The organism is Amycolatopsis sp. lyj-112, from assembly GCF_046549055.1.
Lineage (GTDB): Bacteria > Actinomycetota > Actinomycetes > Mycobacteriales > Pseudonocardiaceae > Amycolatopsis.
This window is the reverse complement of sequence record NZ_JAJPWS010000011.1, coordinates 159599-175737: the sequence shown is the minus strand read 5'-3', so window position 1 is coordinate 175737 and position 16139 is coordinate 159599. Positions and strand designations below refer to the sequence as shown.

14 protein-coding genes are annotated in these 16139 nt (G+C 69.0%); 9 read left to right on the top strand and 5 right to left on the bottom strand.

The features are described from left to right. Positions 1-3: 3 nt before the first annotated feature. The 3 genes from ACLJRL_RS30610 to ACLJRL_RS30600 are packed head-to-tail and all read left to right on the top strand — an operon-like array spanning position 4 to position 2806. Positions 4-384 carry a hypothetical protein gene (locus ACLJRL_RS30610; protein WP_410659795.1) on the top strand — a complete coding sequence of 127 codons (381 nt, stop codon included), beginning with the start codon at positions 4-6 and terminating at the stop codon, positions 382-384. Beyond that, positions 381-2468, top strand: a complete 2088-nt coding sequence (locus tag ACLJRL_RS30605; protein WP_410659794.1) for a caspase, EACC1-associated type — start codon at positions 381-383, stop codon at positions 2466-2468. Before ACLJRL_RS30610 ends, ACLJRL_RS30605 begins: the two co-directional genes overlap by 4 nt. A gap of 2 nt (positions 2469-2470) precedes the next feature. After that, positions 2471-2806, top strand: a complete 336-nt coding sequence (locus ACLJRL_RS30600; protein ID WP_410659793.1) for a GNAT family N-acetyltransferase — start codon at positions 2471-2473, stop codon at positions 2804-2806. Here ACLJRL_RS30600 and ACLJRL_RS30595 read toward each other — a convergent pair. Further along, a complete protein-coding gene (locus tag ACLJRL_RS30595; protein WP_410659792.1) occupies positions 2796-3203 on the bottom strand; it encodes a hypothetical protein in 408 nt (135 codons plus the stop codon). The genes ACLJRL_RS30600 and ACLJRL_RS30595 overlap by 11 nt on opposite strands. A 383-nt stretch (positions 3204-3586) precedes the next feature. Further along, on the bottom strand, positions 3587-4195 hold the full coding sequence (locus ACLJRL_RS30590; RefSeq protein WP_410659791.1) for a TetR/AcrR family transcriptional regulator: 609 nt from the start codon (positions 4193-4195) through the stop codon (positions 3587-3589). Between the two features lie 31 nt (positions 4196-4226). Here ACLJRL_RS30590 and ACLJRL_RS30585 point away from each other — a divergent pair, with 31 nt between their 5' ends. From ACLJRL_RS30585 to ACLJRL_RS30565, 5 genes are all read left to right on the top strand, one after another. After that, positions 4227-5402, top strand: a complete 1176-nt coding sequence (locus tag ACLJRL_RS30585) for an erythromycin esterase family protein (RefSeq protein ID WP_410659790.1) — start codon at positions 4227-4229, stop codon at positions 5400-5402. Between the two features lie 37 nt (positions 5403-5439). Further along, entirely contained in the window at positions 5440-6381 is a 942-nt protein-coding gene (locus ACLJRL_RS30580) for a S8 family serine peptidase (protein ID WP_410659789.1), read from the top strand. A 120-nt stretch (positions 6382-6501) separates the two neighbouring features. Continuing rightward, positions 6502-9879 carry a pyruvate carboxylase gene (locus ACLJRL_RS30575; protein ID WP_410659788.1) on the top strand — a complete coding sequence of 1126 codons (3378 nt, stop codon included), beginning with the start codon at positions 6502-6504 and terminating at the stop codon, positions 9877-9879. Between the two features lie 83 nt (positions 9880-9962). Beyond that, entirely contained in the window at positions 9963-10757 is a 795-nt protein-coding gene (locus tag ACLJRL_RS30570; RefSeq protein ID WP_410659787.1) for an arginase family protein, read from the top strand. Between the two features lie 213 nt (positions 10758-10970). Continuing rightward, complete coding sequence (locus ACLJRL_RS30565; RefSeq protein WP_410659786.1) at positions 10971-12245, top strand: PucR family transcriptional regulator; 1275 nt, start codon at positions 10971-10973, stop codon at positions 12243-12245. Positions 12246-12325: 80 nt separating this feature from the next. Here ACLJRL_RS30565 and ACLJRL_RS30560 read toward each other — a convergent pair whose 3' ends face one another. The 3 genes from ACLJRL_RS30560 to ACLJRL_RS30550 all read right to left on the bottom strand — a co-directional run bounded on the left by ACLJRL_RS30560 (position 12326) and on the right by ACLJRL_RS30550 (position 14825). Next, complete coding sequence (locus ACLJRL_RS30560) at positions 12326-13702, bottom strand: DUF6801 domain-containing protein (RefSeq protein WP_410659785.1); 1377 nt, start codon at positions 13700-13702, stop codon at positions 12326-12328. A 31-nt stretch (positions 13703-13733) separates the two neighbouring features. Then, positions 13734-13997 carry a hypothetical protein gene (locus ACLJRL_RS30555; protein ID WP_410659784.1) on the bottom strand — a complete coding sequence of 88 codons (264 nt, stop codon included), beginning with the start codon at positions 13995-13997 and terminating at the stop codon, positions 13734-13736. Between the two features lie 201 nt (positions 13998-14198). After that, on the bottom strand, positions 14199-14825 hold the full coding sequence (locus tag ACLJRL_RS30550; RefSeq protein WP_410659783.1) for a DUF6801 domain-containing protein: 627 nt from the start codon (positions 14823-14825) through the stop codon (positions 14199-14201). Positions 14826-15170: 345 nt separating this feature from the next. Between ACLJRL_RS30550 and ACLJRL_RS30545 the strand changes: the two genes are divergently transcribed. Then, positions 15171-16091: an RCC1 domain-containing protein gene (locus ACLJRL_RS30545; RefSeq protein ID WP_410659782.1), complete on the top strand. Its 921-nt coding sequence runs from the start codon at positions 15171-15173 to the stop codon at positions 16089-16091. Positions 16092-16139: the final 48 nt, after the last annotated feature.

Below are 16139 nucleotides of genomic sequence, written 5' to 3'. Positions count from 1 at the left end.
GGGATGACGTCAGGGGTTCGTGTCCAGCTCGGTGAGGACGGGGCCGACGCCGAACGCGTCGACCAGCTCACCGGGTACCTCCGGGACGAGCTGATCGATCGCGGGATCGCCGAGGTCAAGGCGCTGCCCGCCGGTCCGGCGCCGCCCGGCTCGCGCGCGTTCGACGTCGCGACGGTGGGCGGGTTGCTGGTCACGCTGGGACAGTCCGCCGAGGGGCTGCGCTCGGTCGTCACGGCGGTGCGGGAGTGGCTTTCGCGCGGCGGGCGGGTCAAACGCACGGTCCGGCTGGAGATCGACGGCGACGTGCTGGAACTGTCCGAAGCGAGCCTCACCGACCAGGACAAGCTCGTCGACCTCTTCGTGAGCAGGCATTCGGCGTCATGACCGGCGAGCGGCGGGCCCTGATCATCGCCAACGGGGAGTACGACAACCCCGGGTTGAGCGCGCTGCGGTCCCCGGCGGCGGACGCGGAGGCGCTCGCCGCGGTCCTCGCCGATCGCAACATCAGCGAGTTCGACGTCCAGGTGGTGCGCGACGAGACCGCGCACGTGATCGCGAGCCGGGTCGAGGACCTGTTCGCCGACAGCGCGTCGGACGACGTCCTGCTCGTGCATTTCTCCTGTCACGGGCTGAAAAGCGAGTCGGGTGAGCTGTTCTTCGCGGCTCGCAACACCCGGCCGGAGCGGCTGGCGTCGAGTGCCGTGCCCGCCGATTTCGTCCAGCGCTGCATGCGGATGAGCCGGTCGCGGAGCATCGTTCTCCTGTTGGACTGCTGCTACGGCGGTGCTTTCAGCGAAGGGGTCGCGGTGCGCGCCTCCGGCGAGGCCAACGTGCTCGACGCGTTCCCCGGCGGCGGTTTCGGCGGCCGTGGCCGCGCGGTGATCACCGCGTCGAACTCCATCGAGTACGCCTTCGAGGGTGATCAACTCGCCGACGACCACGTCCGGCCGTCCGTGTTCACCTCCGCGCTGGTCGACGGCCTCCGGACCGGGGACGCCGACCGCGACGAGGACGGCTGGATCGCGCTCAGCGAGCTTTACGACTACCTGTTCGACAGCGTCCGCGAGCGGAACCCGAACCAGACGCCCAGCCGGGACATCGAGATGCAGGGCGAGCTGTACCTGGCCCGCAGCAGGCGCCGTCGCATCAAACCGGCACCGGTCCCGGCCGATCTGCGCGCGGCGAGCGAGGATCCGAACATGTTCACCCGTCTCGGCGCGGTGACGGAACTCCAGCGACGGCTGACGAGCGAGAACCTCTCCGTCGCCATCGGCGCCCACGAAGTCCTCACCACGATGGCGCAGACCGACATCCAGCACCTCGCCGAGGCGGCCGACCTGGCGAGGCGGGAAGCGCGGGTGCGGACCGAGCCCGAGGTGGTGCGGTTCGGCGAGGTCGTCCGAGGAGCGCGTCCGGTGGCGCGGATCCGGTTGGAGGGGCCGCCGATCGCGCGGGCCTGCCGCTTCGAGGCGTCACACCCCTGGCTGCTGGTGACCGAAATCGCCGACGGGGCCGAGGTTTCGCTGGACCTGGCGGAGGTCGGGGCGTTCGAGGGGCGGATCACCGTGACCGGGCCGACGGGGGAGGCGGTGGTGCGGGTCGAGGGCCAGGTCGTCCAAGAACCCGAGCCCGCGCCGGACCCCAAACCGGTGCCGGAACCGCGGCCGGTGCACACCCCCGCGCCGACCCCGGAGCCCTCCAGGAATCCCGAGCCGCCCGTACTTCCGAAGCCCGAAGCGGCCGTGCCCGCGCGACCGAAGCGCGACCCGTTCGCCGTCGCCGCCGGGCTGTTCGCCTTCGCGGCCGCGGTGTACCTGGTGGTCATCGCGTCCCAGTTCAGCAGCAGCGTGGAGGACTTCTTCGAAGACGGCGGCTGGACCGTCTTGCCACTCGTTGTCTTCGCGATCGGGGCGGGAATCGCGATGTTCCCGCCGAAGACACGGCGGATGGCGGGGCCGGGAACACTGTGCGGGCTCGCGCTGCTCTCGGTGATGCCATCCGGCCCGGTCGTCCTCGTTCTCGCCGACGGCTGCCTGCTCGTCGCGGCCGTCTGCGCGCTGGTGTCGGTGCGGCGAGACCGGAGTTTCCGGCTCGGACTGGGGAAACCTCGAGGTGCCCTCACCGTGGCGGCTCTCGTTTGCGGGACCTGCGGCGCACTCGGACTCGTGGTGGAGGCGATCGAACTCGTCGGCTACTCGTCGAGCCGGGCCGACGAGGGCGCGGTGTACCTCGTCGTCTCGGTGACCCTCGTCATCGGGACGCTGCTCGGCGTGTCCTTGCGGCCGGCGGCGTTCGGGGTCGCGTTCCTCGGCGGTGTGGCCGGAGGCGGCATCGTCATGGTGTGCGCGCTGTTCTACGCGATGCCGAGCAGTTCGAGCGTGACCGGTGCGGGCTGGGGGATCGCGCTGGCGATGGTGCTCGCGCTCGCCGTCGTGACCGGTCTCGCCGCCCGCAAGGTGAAAGGCTGACGATGGCCACGATCCGGCCCGCGACCGTCGAGGACGGTGCCGTCCTCGATTTCACCGCCGTCGACCGGATCCGCGGCGAACTGCGCGCGATCTACCTCGCGCCGGAGCGCTGGGGCACGGGACTGGGCAGGCTGCTGCACGACACCGCCGTCACCGCCCTGCGGGACGCGGGACATCGCGAGGCGACGCTCTGGGTGCTCGACACCAACGAACGCGCCCAGCGGTTCTACGCCGCCGCGGGCTGGGTGCCGGACGGGGCGAAGAAATCCGACACCATGCCCGGCGAGGACGTCCTGCTTTCCGAGACGCGCTACCGGGTCGACCTCGTCAGCGAGTGAACCAGGCGCGGTCCTCGGGATTGTTGAGCGTGACGATGATACCGATGGAGATGCCCATCGCGATCAGGTGAGTGATCTGCTCGCTGTTGATCAGCCCGATCACCGCGATGACCACGTTCAGCGTCTCCACGACGATGATCGCCACCCGCGCCCAAGGCGCCCCGCTGGAGATCCGCACCGCGCTCGCGATCAGCACGGCGGCGACCACGAAGCCGAGCAGCGCCAACACCAGTGCGAGGCCGGCCTCCTCGTTGCCGTGATCGAGTTCATTCATCGCCACCGCGGTCACGAGGCCGCTGACGAGGATGTTGATGATCGCCTGGAACCAGAGGAAGCCACGGACGAACTTGAGCCGGCGCGACATTTCCAGCGGCCGGTTCCGGACTTCTTCGGTCATGACGGGCTCCCTCTCTCGACACGAGGAGTCCAGCGTGGACGCGAATGCCGTTGGTGTTGACGGCAAAACTGACCCCAACGGCGGCGTGGGCCGGGTTGGTCGTGAGTGGCGATTCGGGTTCTAACGAGGGGTAAGGCAAATGGCGTGCTCGAATCCCGGCCGCGGCCCGCCTGGTGTCCCGGAGCGCGGCGATCCGTGACCGTGTTGATTGTGTTGCGTCAGATGAAGCAATATCCACACAGTCCCCGGTCACTCGGAGCCAGATCACGGCGGAAAGTGGCCGAGCGTGACCGGTGAGGGGAACGAATCGCCACTCACGGCCCTCGCGGAGAGCACCACGAGCCTCAGCAACACCACCAGGCGCGAACCCCGCATTTAGTCCTCTAAATGCGTGACCGCACGAAAGCACCCTCGCGCGCCGCCACAGTCACCGCCCGCGCCGCGACCCGCGCGTCCGCCGCCGTGACGCCTTCCCGTGACAAGAACAGCCGGTAGAACATCGGCCCGCAGACGGCCCGCACCAGCTCGTCGCCATCCGTGCCGGGCGGGACTTCGCCCCGTGCGACGGCCCGCTCCACGATGGGCGTCATGCGCACGTGCCTGTCCTGGTAGAAATCGTGCAGCGCCTCGGCCGCCTGTGGCGACTGGAAAGCCGCCAGCACCGAAGCCGTCGGCAGTTCCTTCAGCGCCGGTTCGGTGAAGTAGTGCACGACCTCCGCCGCCACTTCGTACAGATCGTCTTCGAGCGACCCGGTGTCCGGCGCCGTCCAGTCGTCCTCCGCGCCCATTTGCAGCGCGGCCGCGACGAGTCCGTCCGGCGACGACCAGCGCCGGTAGACCGTCGTCTTGTGCACTCCGGACCGCTCGGCGACCGCGTCCACGGTCAGTTCGCTGAATCCGCGTTCGGCCAGCAGGTCGAGGGTGGCGTGCAGGACGGCGAGGCGCGTGCGTTCGGTCCGGCCGCCGGGCCGCTGGGTACCGGAGGTTGCCAATTGCTACTCCTGTTGCGTTAGTGTGCTCAGTATGTCAGACCCAGCCAAGATCGCCGAACTCATCGGGGACGCGAAGATCGTCGCCATCGGCGAGAACAACCACCACCTCCACGAGTTCGGGGACCTGCGCAATCGTTTGCTCCGGCACCTCGTCGAGCACCTCGGCTTCCGGGTGGTCGGTTTCGAATCCGGCTTCGCCGAGGGGAAGCTCGTCGAAGACTGGCTGAAAGGCGCCCCCGGCGACGTCGCCGACATCGGCCGCGACGGCTTCACCTTCTCGCTCGGAGAGTCGCCCGAGGCGCACGAAATGCTGACCTGGCTTCGCGAACGTGGCGACGTCCGGTACTTCGGCCTCGACGTGCCGAGTTCCGCGGGGTCGCCGGTGCCGTCGCTCGACGCGGTCCGCGCCTACTTGTCCACGGTGGACGAAGCCGCCGAGAGCCTTGTCGACGTGGCGATCGAGGCAACCAAGGGGTACGCGTCGGTCAGCAGCGCGGAAGCACCCGCGAAGTACGCCGCCCTCGACGCCGCCGCGCGGGACAAGGCCACCGCGGCGCTCGCCAGGCTCAAGACGCATCTCACCTCGTTGCGTCCTGTCTACGGGAACACCGCCGTCGCGGAGCATCACGCCGAAGGCGCTTTGCGCGTCGACGCCTACCTCGCCGAGGTCGCCGCGATGATGTCCGGCGACGCCCCCGCTCTGCAAAGTGGTTCGCGCGACGCGTACATGGCCGAAACCGTCCGGCTGATCCGCCGCCTGCACGGCGAAGACACGAAGATCGTCGTGATGCTCCACAACGGACACCTCCAGCGAGTGCCGTTCTCGCCGTTCCCCGGACTCACTTCACCTTCGGCCGGGACCCACCTCGCGGCCGAGTTCGGTGACGACTACTTCGCGCTGGCGCTCACCGCGGTCAAGGGGAAGACCACCGGCCTCGAGCCGGATCCGGCGGCACGGCTCGGTTTCACCGTGTACGAACAAGATCTGGACGCACCGGCGGAAGGCAGCGCCGAGGCCGAAGGCCCGGGGCTGGTCGACCTCCGCGCGCGACGCGGAACCGAAGGCCCCCAAAGCATCCGTCACGCGCACATGTTCAACCCCGTCGACGTCGTCAACGCCTTCGACGCGCTCGTCTGCTTCCCGGAATCGACGGTCAGCGGACACCTCCGACCAGCGCCAACCGATCGGGTGACGACCACACGTTGAGGTTGCCACCCGCCCGTGACAGGCGTAGGCCCGAGGCATGATCATTCGACTGGTGCGTGGCATGGGTGCGATGGCCTTCTCGGTCCTGCTGGTGACGGCCGCCGCGACGCCCGCCTCCGCGACGGAAGTCCAGCAGAACCCGCCGAACTGGGGACTGGACCGGATCGATCAGCGAGCGGGGCTCGATCAGCTCTATCACTACGAGACCGATGCCAAGGACGTCACCGTCTACGTGATCGACAGCGGGGTCGACGCCGCACATCCGGATTTCGGCGGCCGGGTCAAACCGGGTAAGGACTTCCTCAACGGCGGCACCGACACCTCCGACACCAACGGTCACGGGACGTACCTGGCCGGCGTCGCCGCGTCGCGGACGTTCGGGGTCGCGAAGGCGGCGCAGATCGTCCCGATCCGGGTGATCGACGCCCAGGGCGGCGGAGCGACGGACAAGATCATCGCGGGTATCGACTGGGTGACGCAGAACGCACAGCAGCCCGCCGTCGCCGTCCTCGGCATCGGCGGTGCGCCCAACGACCAGCTCGACGCCGCCGTCCGCGCGCTGGCCGCGGTCGTCCCGGTCGCCCTCCCGGCGGGTGGTGAGGCCACCGACGCGGGCAAATTCTCACCCGGCCGGGTTACCGAGGCGCTCACCGTCGGCGGGACCGACGCGAGTGACCAGGTCGGCCCGACGTCGAACTACGGCGAGGTCCTCGACCTGTTCGCGCCCGGGGTGGACGTCCCCGGGCCCAACGCCGGCGGCAGCGGCGCCAAGGTGCTCAGCGGCACGTCGTCGGCGGCCGCGCATGTCGCCGGGGTAGCCGCGCTGTACCGGGCCCTGCATCCCGCCGTTTCGGCCGCGGACGTCGCGAAGGCGCTTGTGGACGTCGCGTCCGTCGACGTGCTGACCGGTGTCCACGAAGGCACCGCGAACAGGCTGCTCCACAGCCTTCCCGCGGCGTCGGCGGGCGGGCTGCGTTAGACCCGGCCAGAGCGCAACTCAGGTGGGGATGACGTCCATCACCTGGGCAACAACTCCCGCCCTGCGGGACCGAACGGGTAACGTGCCTCACCTACCGATCCGATGATGGGAAGGACCGGCATGTTCCGCAAGGTACTGGTCGCCAACCGTGGCGAGATCGCCATCCGCGCGTTCCGCGCCGGATACGAGCTCGGCGCGGGAACGGTGGCTGTGTTCCCGCACGAAGACCGCAATTCGCTCCACCGGCTGAAGGCCGACGAGGCCTATGAGATCGGCGAACCCGGTCATCCGGTGCGGGCTTATCTGTCGGTCGAGGAGATCGTGGCGGCCGCCAAGAAGGCGGGCGCAGACGCCGTTTACCCCGGCTACGGCTTCCTCTCCGAGAACCCGGACCTCGCGCGCGCGTGCGAGGACGAAGGCATCACCTTCGTCGGGCCGAGCGCGGACATCCTCGAGCTGACCGGCAACAAGGCCCGCGCGGTCAAGGCCGCACGCGAGGCCGGGGTGCCGGTCCTGGGTTCCTCCGAGCCGTCCTCCGACATCGACGCGCTGATCGCCGCGGCCGAGGAGATCGGCTTCCCGGTCTTCGTGAAGGCCGTCGCCGGCGGTGGCGGACGCGGGATGCGCCGCGTCGGGGACCCGGCGGTGCTGCGCGAGTCCATCGAGGCCGCCGCGCGCGAGGCCGAGTCGGCGTTCGGTGACCCGACGGTGTTCATCGAGAAGGCCGTCGTCGATCCCCGTCACATCGAGGTCCAGATCCTCGCCGACGGCGAGGGCAACGTGATCCACCTCTTCGAGCGCGACTGCTCGGTCCAGCGGCGGCACCAGAAGGTCGTCGAACTGGCGCCCGCGCCGAACCTGCCGTCCGAACTGCGGGACCGGATCTGCGCCGACGCGGTCAAGTTCGCCCGTCAGATCGGCTACCGCAACGCCGGCACCGTCGAGTTCCTGCTCGACAAGGACGGCAACCACGTCTTCATCGAGATGAACCCGCGGATCCAGGTCGAGCACACGGTGACCGAAGAGGTCACCGACGTCGACCTCGTCCAGTCGCAGCTGCGCATCGCCTCCGGCCAGACACTGGAGGACCTCGGGCTCTCGCAGGACAAGGTGTACCTGCGCGGCGCCGCCCTGCAGCTGCGCATCACCACCGAGGATCCGGCCAACGGTTTCCGCCCGGACACCGGGATGATCAGCGCGTACCGCTCGCCCGGCGGTTCCGGTATCCGTCTCGACGGCGGGACCGCGTTCTCCGGTACCGAGATCAGCGCGCACTTCGACTCGCTGCTGGTGAAGCTCACCTGCCGCGGCCGTGACTTCCAGACCGCCGTCGGCCGTGCCCGGCGCGCCGTCGCCGAGTTCCGGATCCGCGGGGTGGCCACGAACATCCCGTTCCTGCAGGCCGTCCTCGACGACCCGGACTTCCGCGAAGGCCGCGTCACGACGTCGTTCATCGAGGAGCGCCCGCACCTGCTGACCGCGCGCCATTCGGCCGACCGCGGGACCCGGCTGCTGACCTACCTCGCCGACAAGACGGTCAACAAACCGCACGGCGAACGTCCCCGCACCCTCGAACCGCAGGTCAAGCTGCCCAAGCTGGCCAAGGACCTCGAGCCCGCGCCCGGGTCCAAGCAGAAGCTCGACGAACTCGGCCCGGACGGGTTCGCCCGCTGGCTGCGGGAGTCGCCGACCATCGGCGTCACCGACACGACGTTCCGCGACGCGCACCAGTCGCTGCTCGCCACCCGCGTCCGGACCAAGGACCTGCTCGCCGTCGCGCCGGTGGTCGCGCGGACCACGCCGCAGCTGCTCTCGCTGGAGTGCTGGGGCGGCGCGACCTACGACGTCGCCCTCCGTTTCCTGGCGGAGGACCCATGGGAGCGGCTGGCGAAGCTGCGCGAGGCCGTGCCGAACATCTGCCTGCAGATGCTGCTGCGCGGGCGCAACACGGTCGGCTACACGCCGTACCCCACCGAGGTGACCCACGCCTTCGTCGAGGAGGCGACGGCGACCGGGATCGACATCTTCCGGATCTTCGACGCGCTCAACGACGTCGAGCAGATGCGCCCGGCGATCGAGGCCGTCCGCGAGACCGGGACGGCCGTCGCCGAGGTGGCGCTCTGCTACACCTCGGACCTGTCGGACCCGGCCGAGAAGCTGTACACACTGGACTACTACCTCAAGCTGGCGGAGCAGATCGTCGGCGCGGGGGCACACGTCCTGGCCATCAAGGACATGGCGGGCCTGCTGCGGGCACCGGCGGCGGCGCGGCTGGTTTCCGCGCTGCGCAAGGAGTTCGACCTCCCGGTGCATATCCACACGCACGACACCGCGGGCGGCCAGCTGGCCACCTACCTGGCCGCGATCCAGGCCGGGGCGGACGCCGTGGACGGCGCCGTCGCGTCCATGGCGGGTACGACGTCGCAGCCGTCCCTGTCGGCACTCGTCGCCGCCACCGACCACTCGGACCGGCCGACCGGGCTGGACCTGCAGGCCATCGGCGACCTCGAGCCGTACTGGGAGAGCGTGCGCAAGATCTACGCGCCGTTCGAGGCCGGTCTCGCTTCGCCGACCGGTCGCGTGTACCACCACGAGATCCCGGGTGGCCAGCTGTCGAACCTGCGCACGCAGGCGATCGCGCTCGGCCTCGGCGAGCGGTTCGAGGACATCGAGGCGATGTACGCGGCCGCGGACCGGATCCTGGGTCACCTGGTGAAGGTCACGCCTTCGTCCAAAGTGGTCGGTGACCTCGCCCTGCACCTCGTCGGCGCGGGCGTCGCACCGGCGGACTTCGAGGCGGAGCCGAACAAGTTCGACATCCCGGACTCGGTGATCGGCTTCCTGCGCGGCGAGCTGGGCGACCCGCCCGGCGGCTGGCCGGAGCCGTTCCGCACCAAGGCCCTCGAAGGCCGCGCGGAGCCGAAGCCGGTGCAGGAACTGTCCGAAGAGGACCGCAAGGGACTGGCGGAGAACCGGCGCGCGACGCTGAACCGGCTGCTGTTCCCCGGGCCCACGAAGGACTTCGAGGCGCACCGCGAGCAGTACGGCGACACTTCGGTGCTGCCGTCCAAGGACTTCTTCTACGGGCTGCGCCCGGGCGAGGAGTACTCGGTCGACCTGGAACAGGGTGTGCGGCTCCTGATCGAGCTGGAAGCCATCGGTGAGGCCGACGAACGCGGCCTGCGCACGGTGATGTCCACGCTCAACGGCCAGCTGCGCCCGATCCAGGTCCGCGACACCTCGATCGCGTCGGACATCCCGGCGACGGAGAAGGCCGACAAGTCCGACCCGAAGCAGGTCGCCGCGCCGTTCGCAGGCGTGGTCACGCTGCAGGTGTCCGACGGCGACGAGGTCGAGGCCGGGGCGACGGTCGCGACCATCGAGGCGATGAAGATGGAAGCCTCGATCACCGCGTCCACCGGTGGCAAGGTTTCGCGGCGCGCGATCAACGCCGTCCAGCAGGTCGAAGGTGGAGACCTGCTGCTCGTCCTGGAGTAAGAGTCCGTGAAGGACTCCTTGAGGGACTCAGAGTCCCTCAAGGAGTCCTTCACGGACTTGCGGCAGCCGCTAGCCTGGACCGGGTGCTGATCAACGCCGTTCCCCAGTTTCAGGGCGCGCTGACCAAGCGTGCGCCGGAGTTGCCCGAGGGCTGCGTCGCGCTCGCCGAACTGGCCGGCCACGTCCTGAATGCGCCCGTGCACCACATCCGCCAGACCCGGGCGACTTCGCCGGTGGTCGACGGCGTCGCCAACCGCGAGGTCCTCACCGGTGAGAACCGTGCCGCGCAGCTCGCCGCGCTGGAGGCACCGGGCGGGCCGGTGCTGACCATCGGCGGGGACTGCGGGGTCGAACTCGTCCCGATCGGCGTGGCCAGGTTCCGCTACGGCCACCGGCTCGGCGTCGCCTGGTTCGACGCGCATCCCGATCTGAACACCGCGGAGACGTCGCCCTCGGGCGCGTTCCACGGCATGGTGCTGCGATCGCTGCTCGGCGAGGGCGATCCCGACTTCGCCGCGAACCCGCCGCTCGAACCCGGCCGTGTCGTACTCGCCGGCACCCGGGTCTTCGACGACGCCGAGCGGGCCGCGGTCGATCGCGGGCTCGTCGTCGAGACGCACGACATCGCCGCCGGGCTCGCCGGTGCGGACAAGGTGTACGTCCATCTCGATCTCGACGTGCTCGACCCGGGGGAGTTCGACGGCCTGAACTATCCGGAGCCCGACGGGTTGACCATCGAGCGTCTGGTGACGATGCTGCGCGGGCTGAGTGGCTTCGAGGTCGTCGGCGCCGGAATCACCGAATGCGCCGGCACCGAGGTCCGTGTGCTGGAGCCCGTGCTGGAGGCACTCGGAGAATTGCTCACCGGCAAGCAGTGACGCCCTTCCACCGTTCGTACGTACGCCGTAGGTCGTTTGCCGGGCACTTGTCATCAAAACACCACGAGACCACGTGATTTTGTCACGATGGTGACAAGAAATCGGTTTCTTCTGCGGAAGGTGACACATTCACGAGCGAATTCGCGATGTGTTCGTTGTCACCCGCCGACGATCGTCGGGTGACCGGACGCTGGGCGGAGCAAAGGAGCTGCGATGTCGCTGGAGCGCGGAATCGACCACCCTGCGCCCCCGGGAGCGCTCCCGCGCAAGCTCGCCGACATCCTGAGGCCGGAACTCGGCAGCCTCGCCAACGAGATCGTCGACGAGATCCGGGCGACCATCCCCGCGTACGCGCGCCCGCTCGACGGGCCCTACGGCAAGTCGATCCGCGCGGGCGTCGAATACGCGATCACGCTGTTCGTCGCGCAGATCGCGGATCCCACCGTCTCGAAGGACCAGTCGCACGAGGTCCACCACCGGCTCGGGCAGAACGAGATGCGGGAAGGCCGGAGCCTCGACACGCTGCAGTCCGCTTATCGTGTCGGCGCAAGGGTTTCGTGGCGGCGCATCATGCGCGTCGGCCGCCGGAGCGGGCTTTCCTCCGCGGTGATGTCGCAACTGGCCGACGCCATGCTCGCGTTCATGGACGAACTCGCGTCCGTCGCGCTGGACGGCTACCTCGAAGCGAAGGCGCGCACGGCGGGAGCGCTGGACACGTGGCGCCGCAAACTGCTGCACCTGGTGCTGGAAACCCCTGCCGCGCCGTCGAAGGCGATCGCGGAACTCGCGCAGCTGACCGGCTGGACCGTGCCCGAGCGCGCGACCCCGATCGTGCTGCACCCGATCAACGAAAGCGTCAGACCCCGGCGGCACAACGTCGTCGATTCGGACGTCCTGGCCGAACTCGACTGCGCTGAGCCGCGGCTGCTCATCCCCGGCGAGGTCACCGGGGCCCGTCTGGCGACCCTGACGGCCGCGTTGCCGGACTATCGGCTGTCGATCGGCCCCTGCCAGCCGCTGGACGCCGTCGCCGATTCCCTCCGCTGGGCGCGCGACGCCCTGCACCTCTCCGAACGCGGGATCATCCCGCGCCGCCGTGTGATCCGCGCCGATGAGCACCTGGCCACCCTGCTCGTGAACGCCGATTCCGCGCTGACCGGCCAATTACGCGACCGCCTGTTCGCCCCGCTCGCCGAAATGACCGGGAAGCAACAGGAACGGCTTCTCGAAACGCTGCGAGCCTGGCTCGACAGCCAAGGCAACGTCGTCGACATCGCCGAGCGTCTTCAGGTCCACCCGCAGACCGTGCGGTACCGCATGCGCCAGCTGCAGGCGACCTTCGGGGAGCACCTGCGCGATCCGGGGGCGCGGTTCGAAATGGAACTGGCGCTGCGGGCCGGTGTTGCGCCTTCCTCGGTGCCCGAAGACTATGCGCTGCCGGAGGTACTGCCCGTGCCGCGCAAGAGTCCACAGTGGACGCCCAGCTGATCGTGGCCGTTCATGAAAGGGTCTTTCAGGACAAAAACGTCCTGAAAGACCCTTTCATGACACTCTCGAGCCGAACCGGCTCAGCGGCGCGCCACCGGCGGGTCGACGTTCGGGCACTTGCGTTCCGCGTCCCAGGGCAAGCCGACCTGGTTGACCCCGACACACGCCTGGTTCCCCGGCCCCGCGGCCATCCCGGTCAGCAGTGAGTCGAGGTCTTCGGTCACGCCGCAGCCGGAAAACCCGGGCAGGGTGAAGTCCCGGTAGGCGGGGTCCGCCGTCTTCGGATCGGTGCGCACGACGCCTCCGGTGAACATCCCGTACTTCTCGCCGCGGAGGTTGAGTTCGATCGGCTTGGCGGTGAGGCACTTGCCGCCGACGTCGAGCTTGACGCCGTTGACGGTGACGTCGGTCAGTTTCGCGTAGACCTTGAGCGGGATGAGGACCGTCGAGCTGCCTTCCGGCTCCGGGATGGTCACCCCGTCGACGTCGATGATGTGGTTGCCGGTCAAGTGGTCCTCGGGAAGCAGTTCCATGGTCCCGGTGATCGGGACGAAGCCGAAACCGAGGAACGTCGCCTGGCTCGCCGGCATCATCACGGAGCCGGTGATCTTGCCGGGCCCCTCGGTGTTCTCCAGGTCGACGTGCCACACCGCGTTGATCATGAACCCGGGCTTCAGCCGGGCGAACGCGCCGAGCCTGGCGATGGTCGACGTGCCCTGCATCTCGAACGGCTGCAGCGCGATGGGATACAGGTCCCCGTCCTCCGGAGAGTCCGCGGCCCGGGCGTCGGTGCCCGGCTTCTTCTGCTCACCGGGTTTTCCGGCCGGAGTCTGGGGTGTCTTGAACGTGAGCAGCGTGACGCTGCCGAGCAGGGTGTCCTGGTCCGGGGCCTGTTTGCAGGCGATCGGCTTGAGCGGTGTTCCGGCGGCGGTCAGCGCGAGGGAGGGCGCTCCCGTGCTCAGCCGGAGTTCCCCCGCCACCTTCAACAGGATGTCGGGCACCTTGCCGGTGGCGACCAGCTTCAGCTCACCGGTGGCGGGCACCTGGGTCGCCGGGATCGTCAGGGGTACCGCGACCGGGGTCTTCTTGTCCTCGCGCGCCGCGGTGAGTTCGACCGTCGCGCCGCCGGCGACCTCGGCGACGTCGCCGAGTGCCTTCTCGCCGATGGTGAAGGTGAGCGAGAAGTCCTTGACCTGCACCGGCTTTCCGGTTTCGACGACCTTCGGCAGGGTGGCTTCGACGTCCACTGTGACCGGTCGTTCCCCGACGGGATCCCCGAAGACGCAGGTGTTCGCGAGGCTTTGGCGCACGGGGGCGGCGCCCTGCAGCGGCGGCGCGGACGGTGTCGTCGGATCGGTCGCCGCCGACCCGGCCAGCGCGCCGTTCACCCCGGCCAGCAGGATCACGCCCACCAGTACGGGGAGCCTCCCGAGAGCCCGGCGAACCTGCTGCGTCATACGGGTTCCTTTCGAGTCTTGCGGTGGTTCATCAGGTTATCGCGATCGACGGGCCGAACATGCGGTTCTGCGCCGGGCTGGTGACCTTCACGGCGCAGCCGACCTGCCACTGCATCCACGCGCCGTTCGTCTTGTGGAGCTCGAGAGTGAGGCTCAGCGGTGAGCCGAGCGCGAGGGTGGCCGAGCCGGGCGCGCCCGCGGTGAAGGTGAGACCGGCGGTGCCCGGGTCTTCCGTGAGGAAGACCGTGAGCGGCGCGACGAACGGGCCGGGTACCTCGGGCAGCTTCAAGTTCACTGTGGACGCCGGCGGTGAGCAGGGCGACGGTGCAGTACACGAGGACGGAGGCCAGGGCGGCGGACAGCCCGCGGAGTCCGCGGGATCCACCGGTCACGGGGGAGGGATCCCGCCGGATCTGCTGTGCCATGAGGATTCCTCTCGTGTCGCCGCGATGGAGACCGTGCGGGGCGGGCGTCCCCGCCCCGCACGGTTGGTTCATCAGGTGATCGGGATCGCCGGGTTGAACGCGCGGTTCTGCGCCGGGTTGGTGTTCTTCACGGTGCAGTTGAACGTCCACGCGGTCCAGCTGCCGTCCTTCTTGTGGAAGTCGAGGGCCGCGTTGAACGTGGTGCCGAGCGAGACGACCGCCGAACCGGGCGTGCCGGCGGTCAGCGTGGGAACACCGGTACCGGCGTCCTGGAGGATGTTGAACGTCCGGCTCCCGGGCACGTACGGGTTGATCTGCGTGGGCACGTCCAGCTGCGTCACCGTCGACGCGGCCGGGGTGGCGTTGGTGGCGGTGATCGGCATGTTCGCCTTACCGCGGACGCCGTCGTAGTTGGCGGCGTTGAGCAGGGCGTTGATGGTGGCGTTGATCGTCGCGGTGCCCCCGACACTCGCCGGGGTGGCGGTGCCGCCGGCCGCGACCGAGTCCGGTCCGACGAAGTTCGCCTTCACGTCCAGCTGCTGCTGGCCGATGCCGGGGAAGTTGCACATGTACGCGACGCTGCCGGTGGCGTAGTTGGTGGCCGCCGCGGCCGTGCCGGCGGTGAGCACGGCGACCGCGCCGAATACGATGCCGGTGGTGGCGACACCGGCTGACAACTTGCCAAGTCTGCGGGACATACCTGTCATCTCCTTTGATCCAGTTTACGTCTCGGGCGGCTTTCCCCATGCGCCTTTCGGCGAGATTTTCTGATCAATTATGCTCGACTTGAGCGGCTTTCTCGGTGGTGGGGTAAACCGAGGTTACCCGCGAGTTATGTACGTAACAAGGATTCATGTCGACATGTTTCAGGGTGACGGGTGAACCCGTTCTTTCTTGTCAGCGCTCGCTGAATGTGATTATGAAGTTTGTCGGAGGATGACAAAGAAGCGGCTGATCGGCGGAACCGGGTTAACATTTCGCGCATGGCTTCAGTCAATCGACGATCCACGACACGGCACGTGACGAGTAGCGCGATAGCCGTAATGATCGCCACGGTTTCCCTTTCCGGTACCGCCGACGCCGCGCCCCTCGGCGAACCGCGGGCGTGGGGGAGCAACGACTACGGGCAGGGACAGGGCACGGTCCCCGTCTCGGCGCTCGGCGCGAGCGCCGTTTCCGCGGGCGCGATCACCCATTTGGCCCTCAAGGACGGAGGCGTGATCGCCTGGGGGAACGACAGTTACGGCCAGGCGACCGTCCCGGCCGCGGCCACGTCGGGGGTCTCGGCGATCGCCGCGGGCTGGGCGCACGAACTGGCGCTCAAGAACGGCGGCGTGATCGCCTGGGGCAACGGTTTCTACGGCCAGAACGTGGTCCCGGCCGCCGCGACCTCGGGTGTCACCGCGATCTCCACCAGTGCCTACTTCAATCTCGCGCTGAAGTCGAACGGAAGCGTGCTGAGCTGGGGTTCGCGGACCGCTGTTCCCGCGACGGTTTCGTCCGGGGTCACGAAGATCTCGGCCGGCGGCGACCATGGGCTCGCGCTCAAGAACGGCGGCGTGATCGCCTGGGGCAGCAACGGGAAAGGCCAGATCACCGTGCCCGCGGCGGCGACGTCCGGCGTGTCGGCGATCTCCGCCGGGTTCCGGCACAGCATCGCCTTGAAGAACGGCGGCGTCATCGCCTGGGGCGACAACACCTCGGCCCAGGCCATGGTTCCGCCGGAAGCACAGTCCGACGTCGTCGCCATCGACGCCGGGTTCAACCACAACGTCGCGCTGAAGTCCGACGGGAGCGTCTTCGCCTGGGGCAGCAACGTGAAGCAGGAAAGCCGGGACACCAGCTCCGAACCGCCGACGGACTTCTGGAAGTTCTCCGGTGTGTGCGTCCCGGTCTACGCCATTTCCGCAGGTGACAGCACTGGCGTCGCCCTGGTCGACCCGAACGCGCCACTGTTCTGCTGACGTTCCGTGAAGGCCTCCTTGAGGGACTCAGCGTCCCTCAAGGAGGCC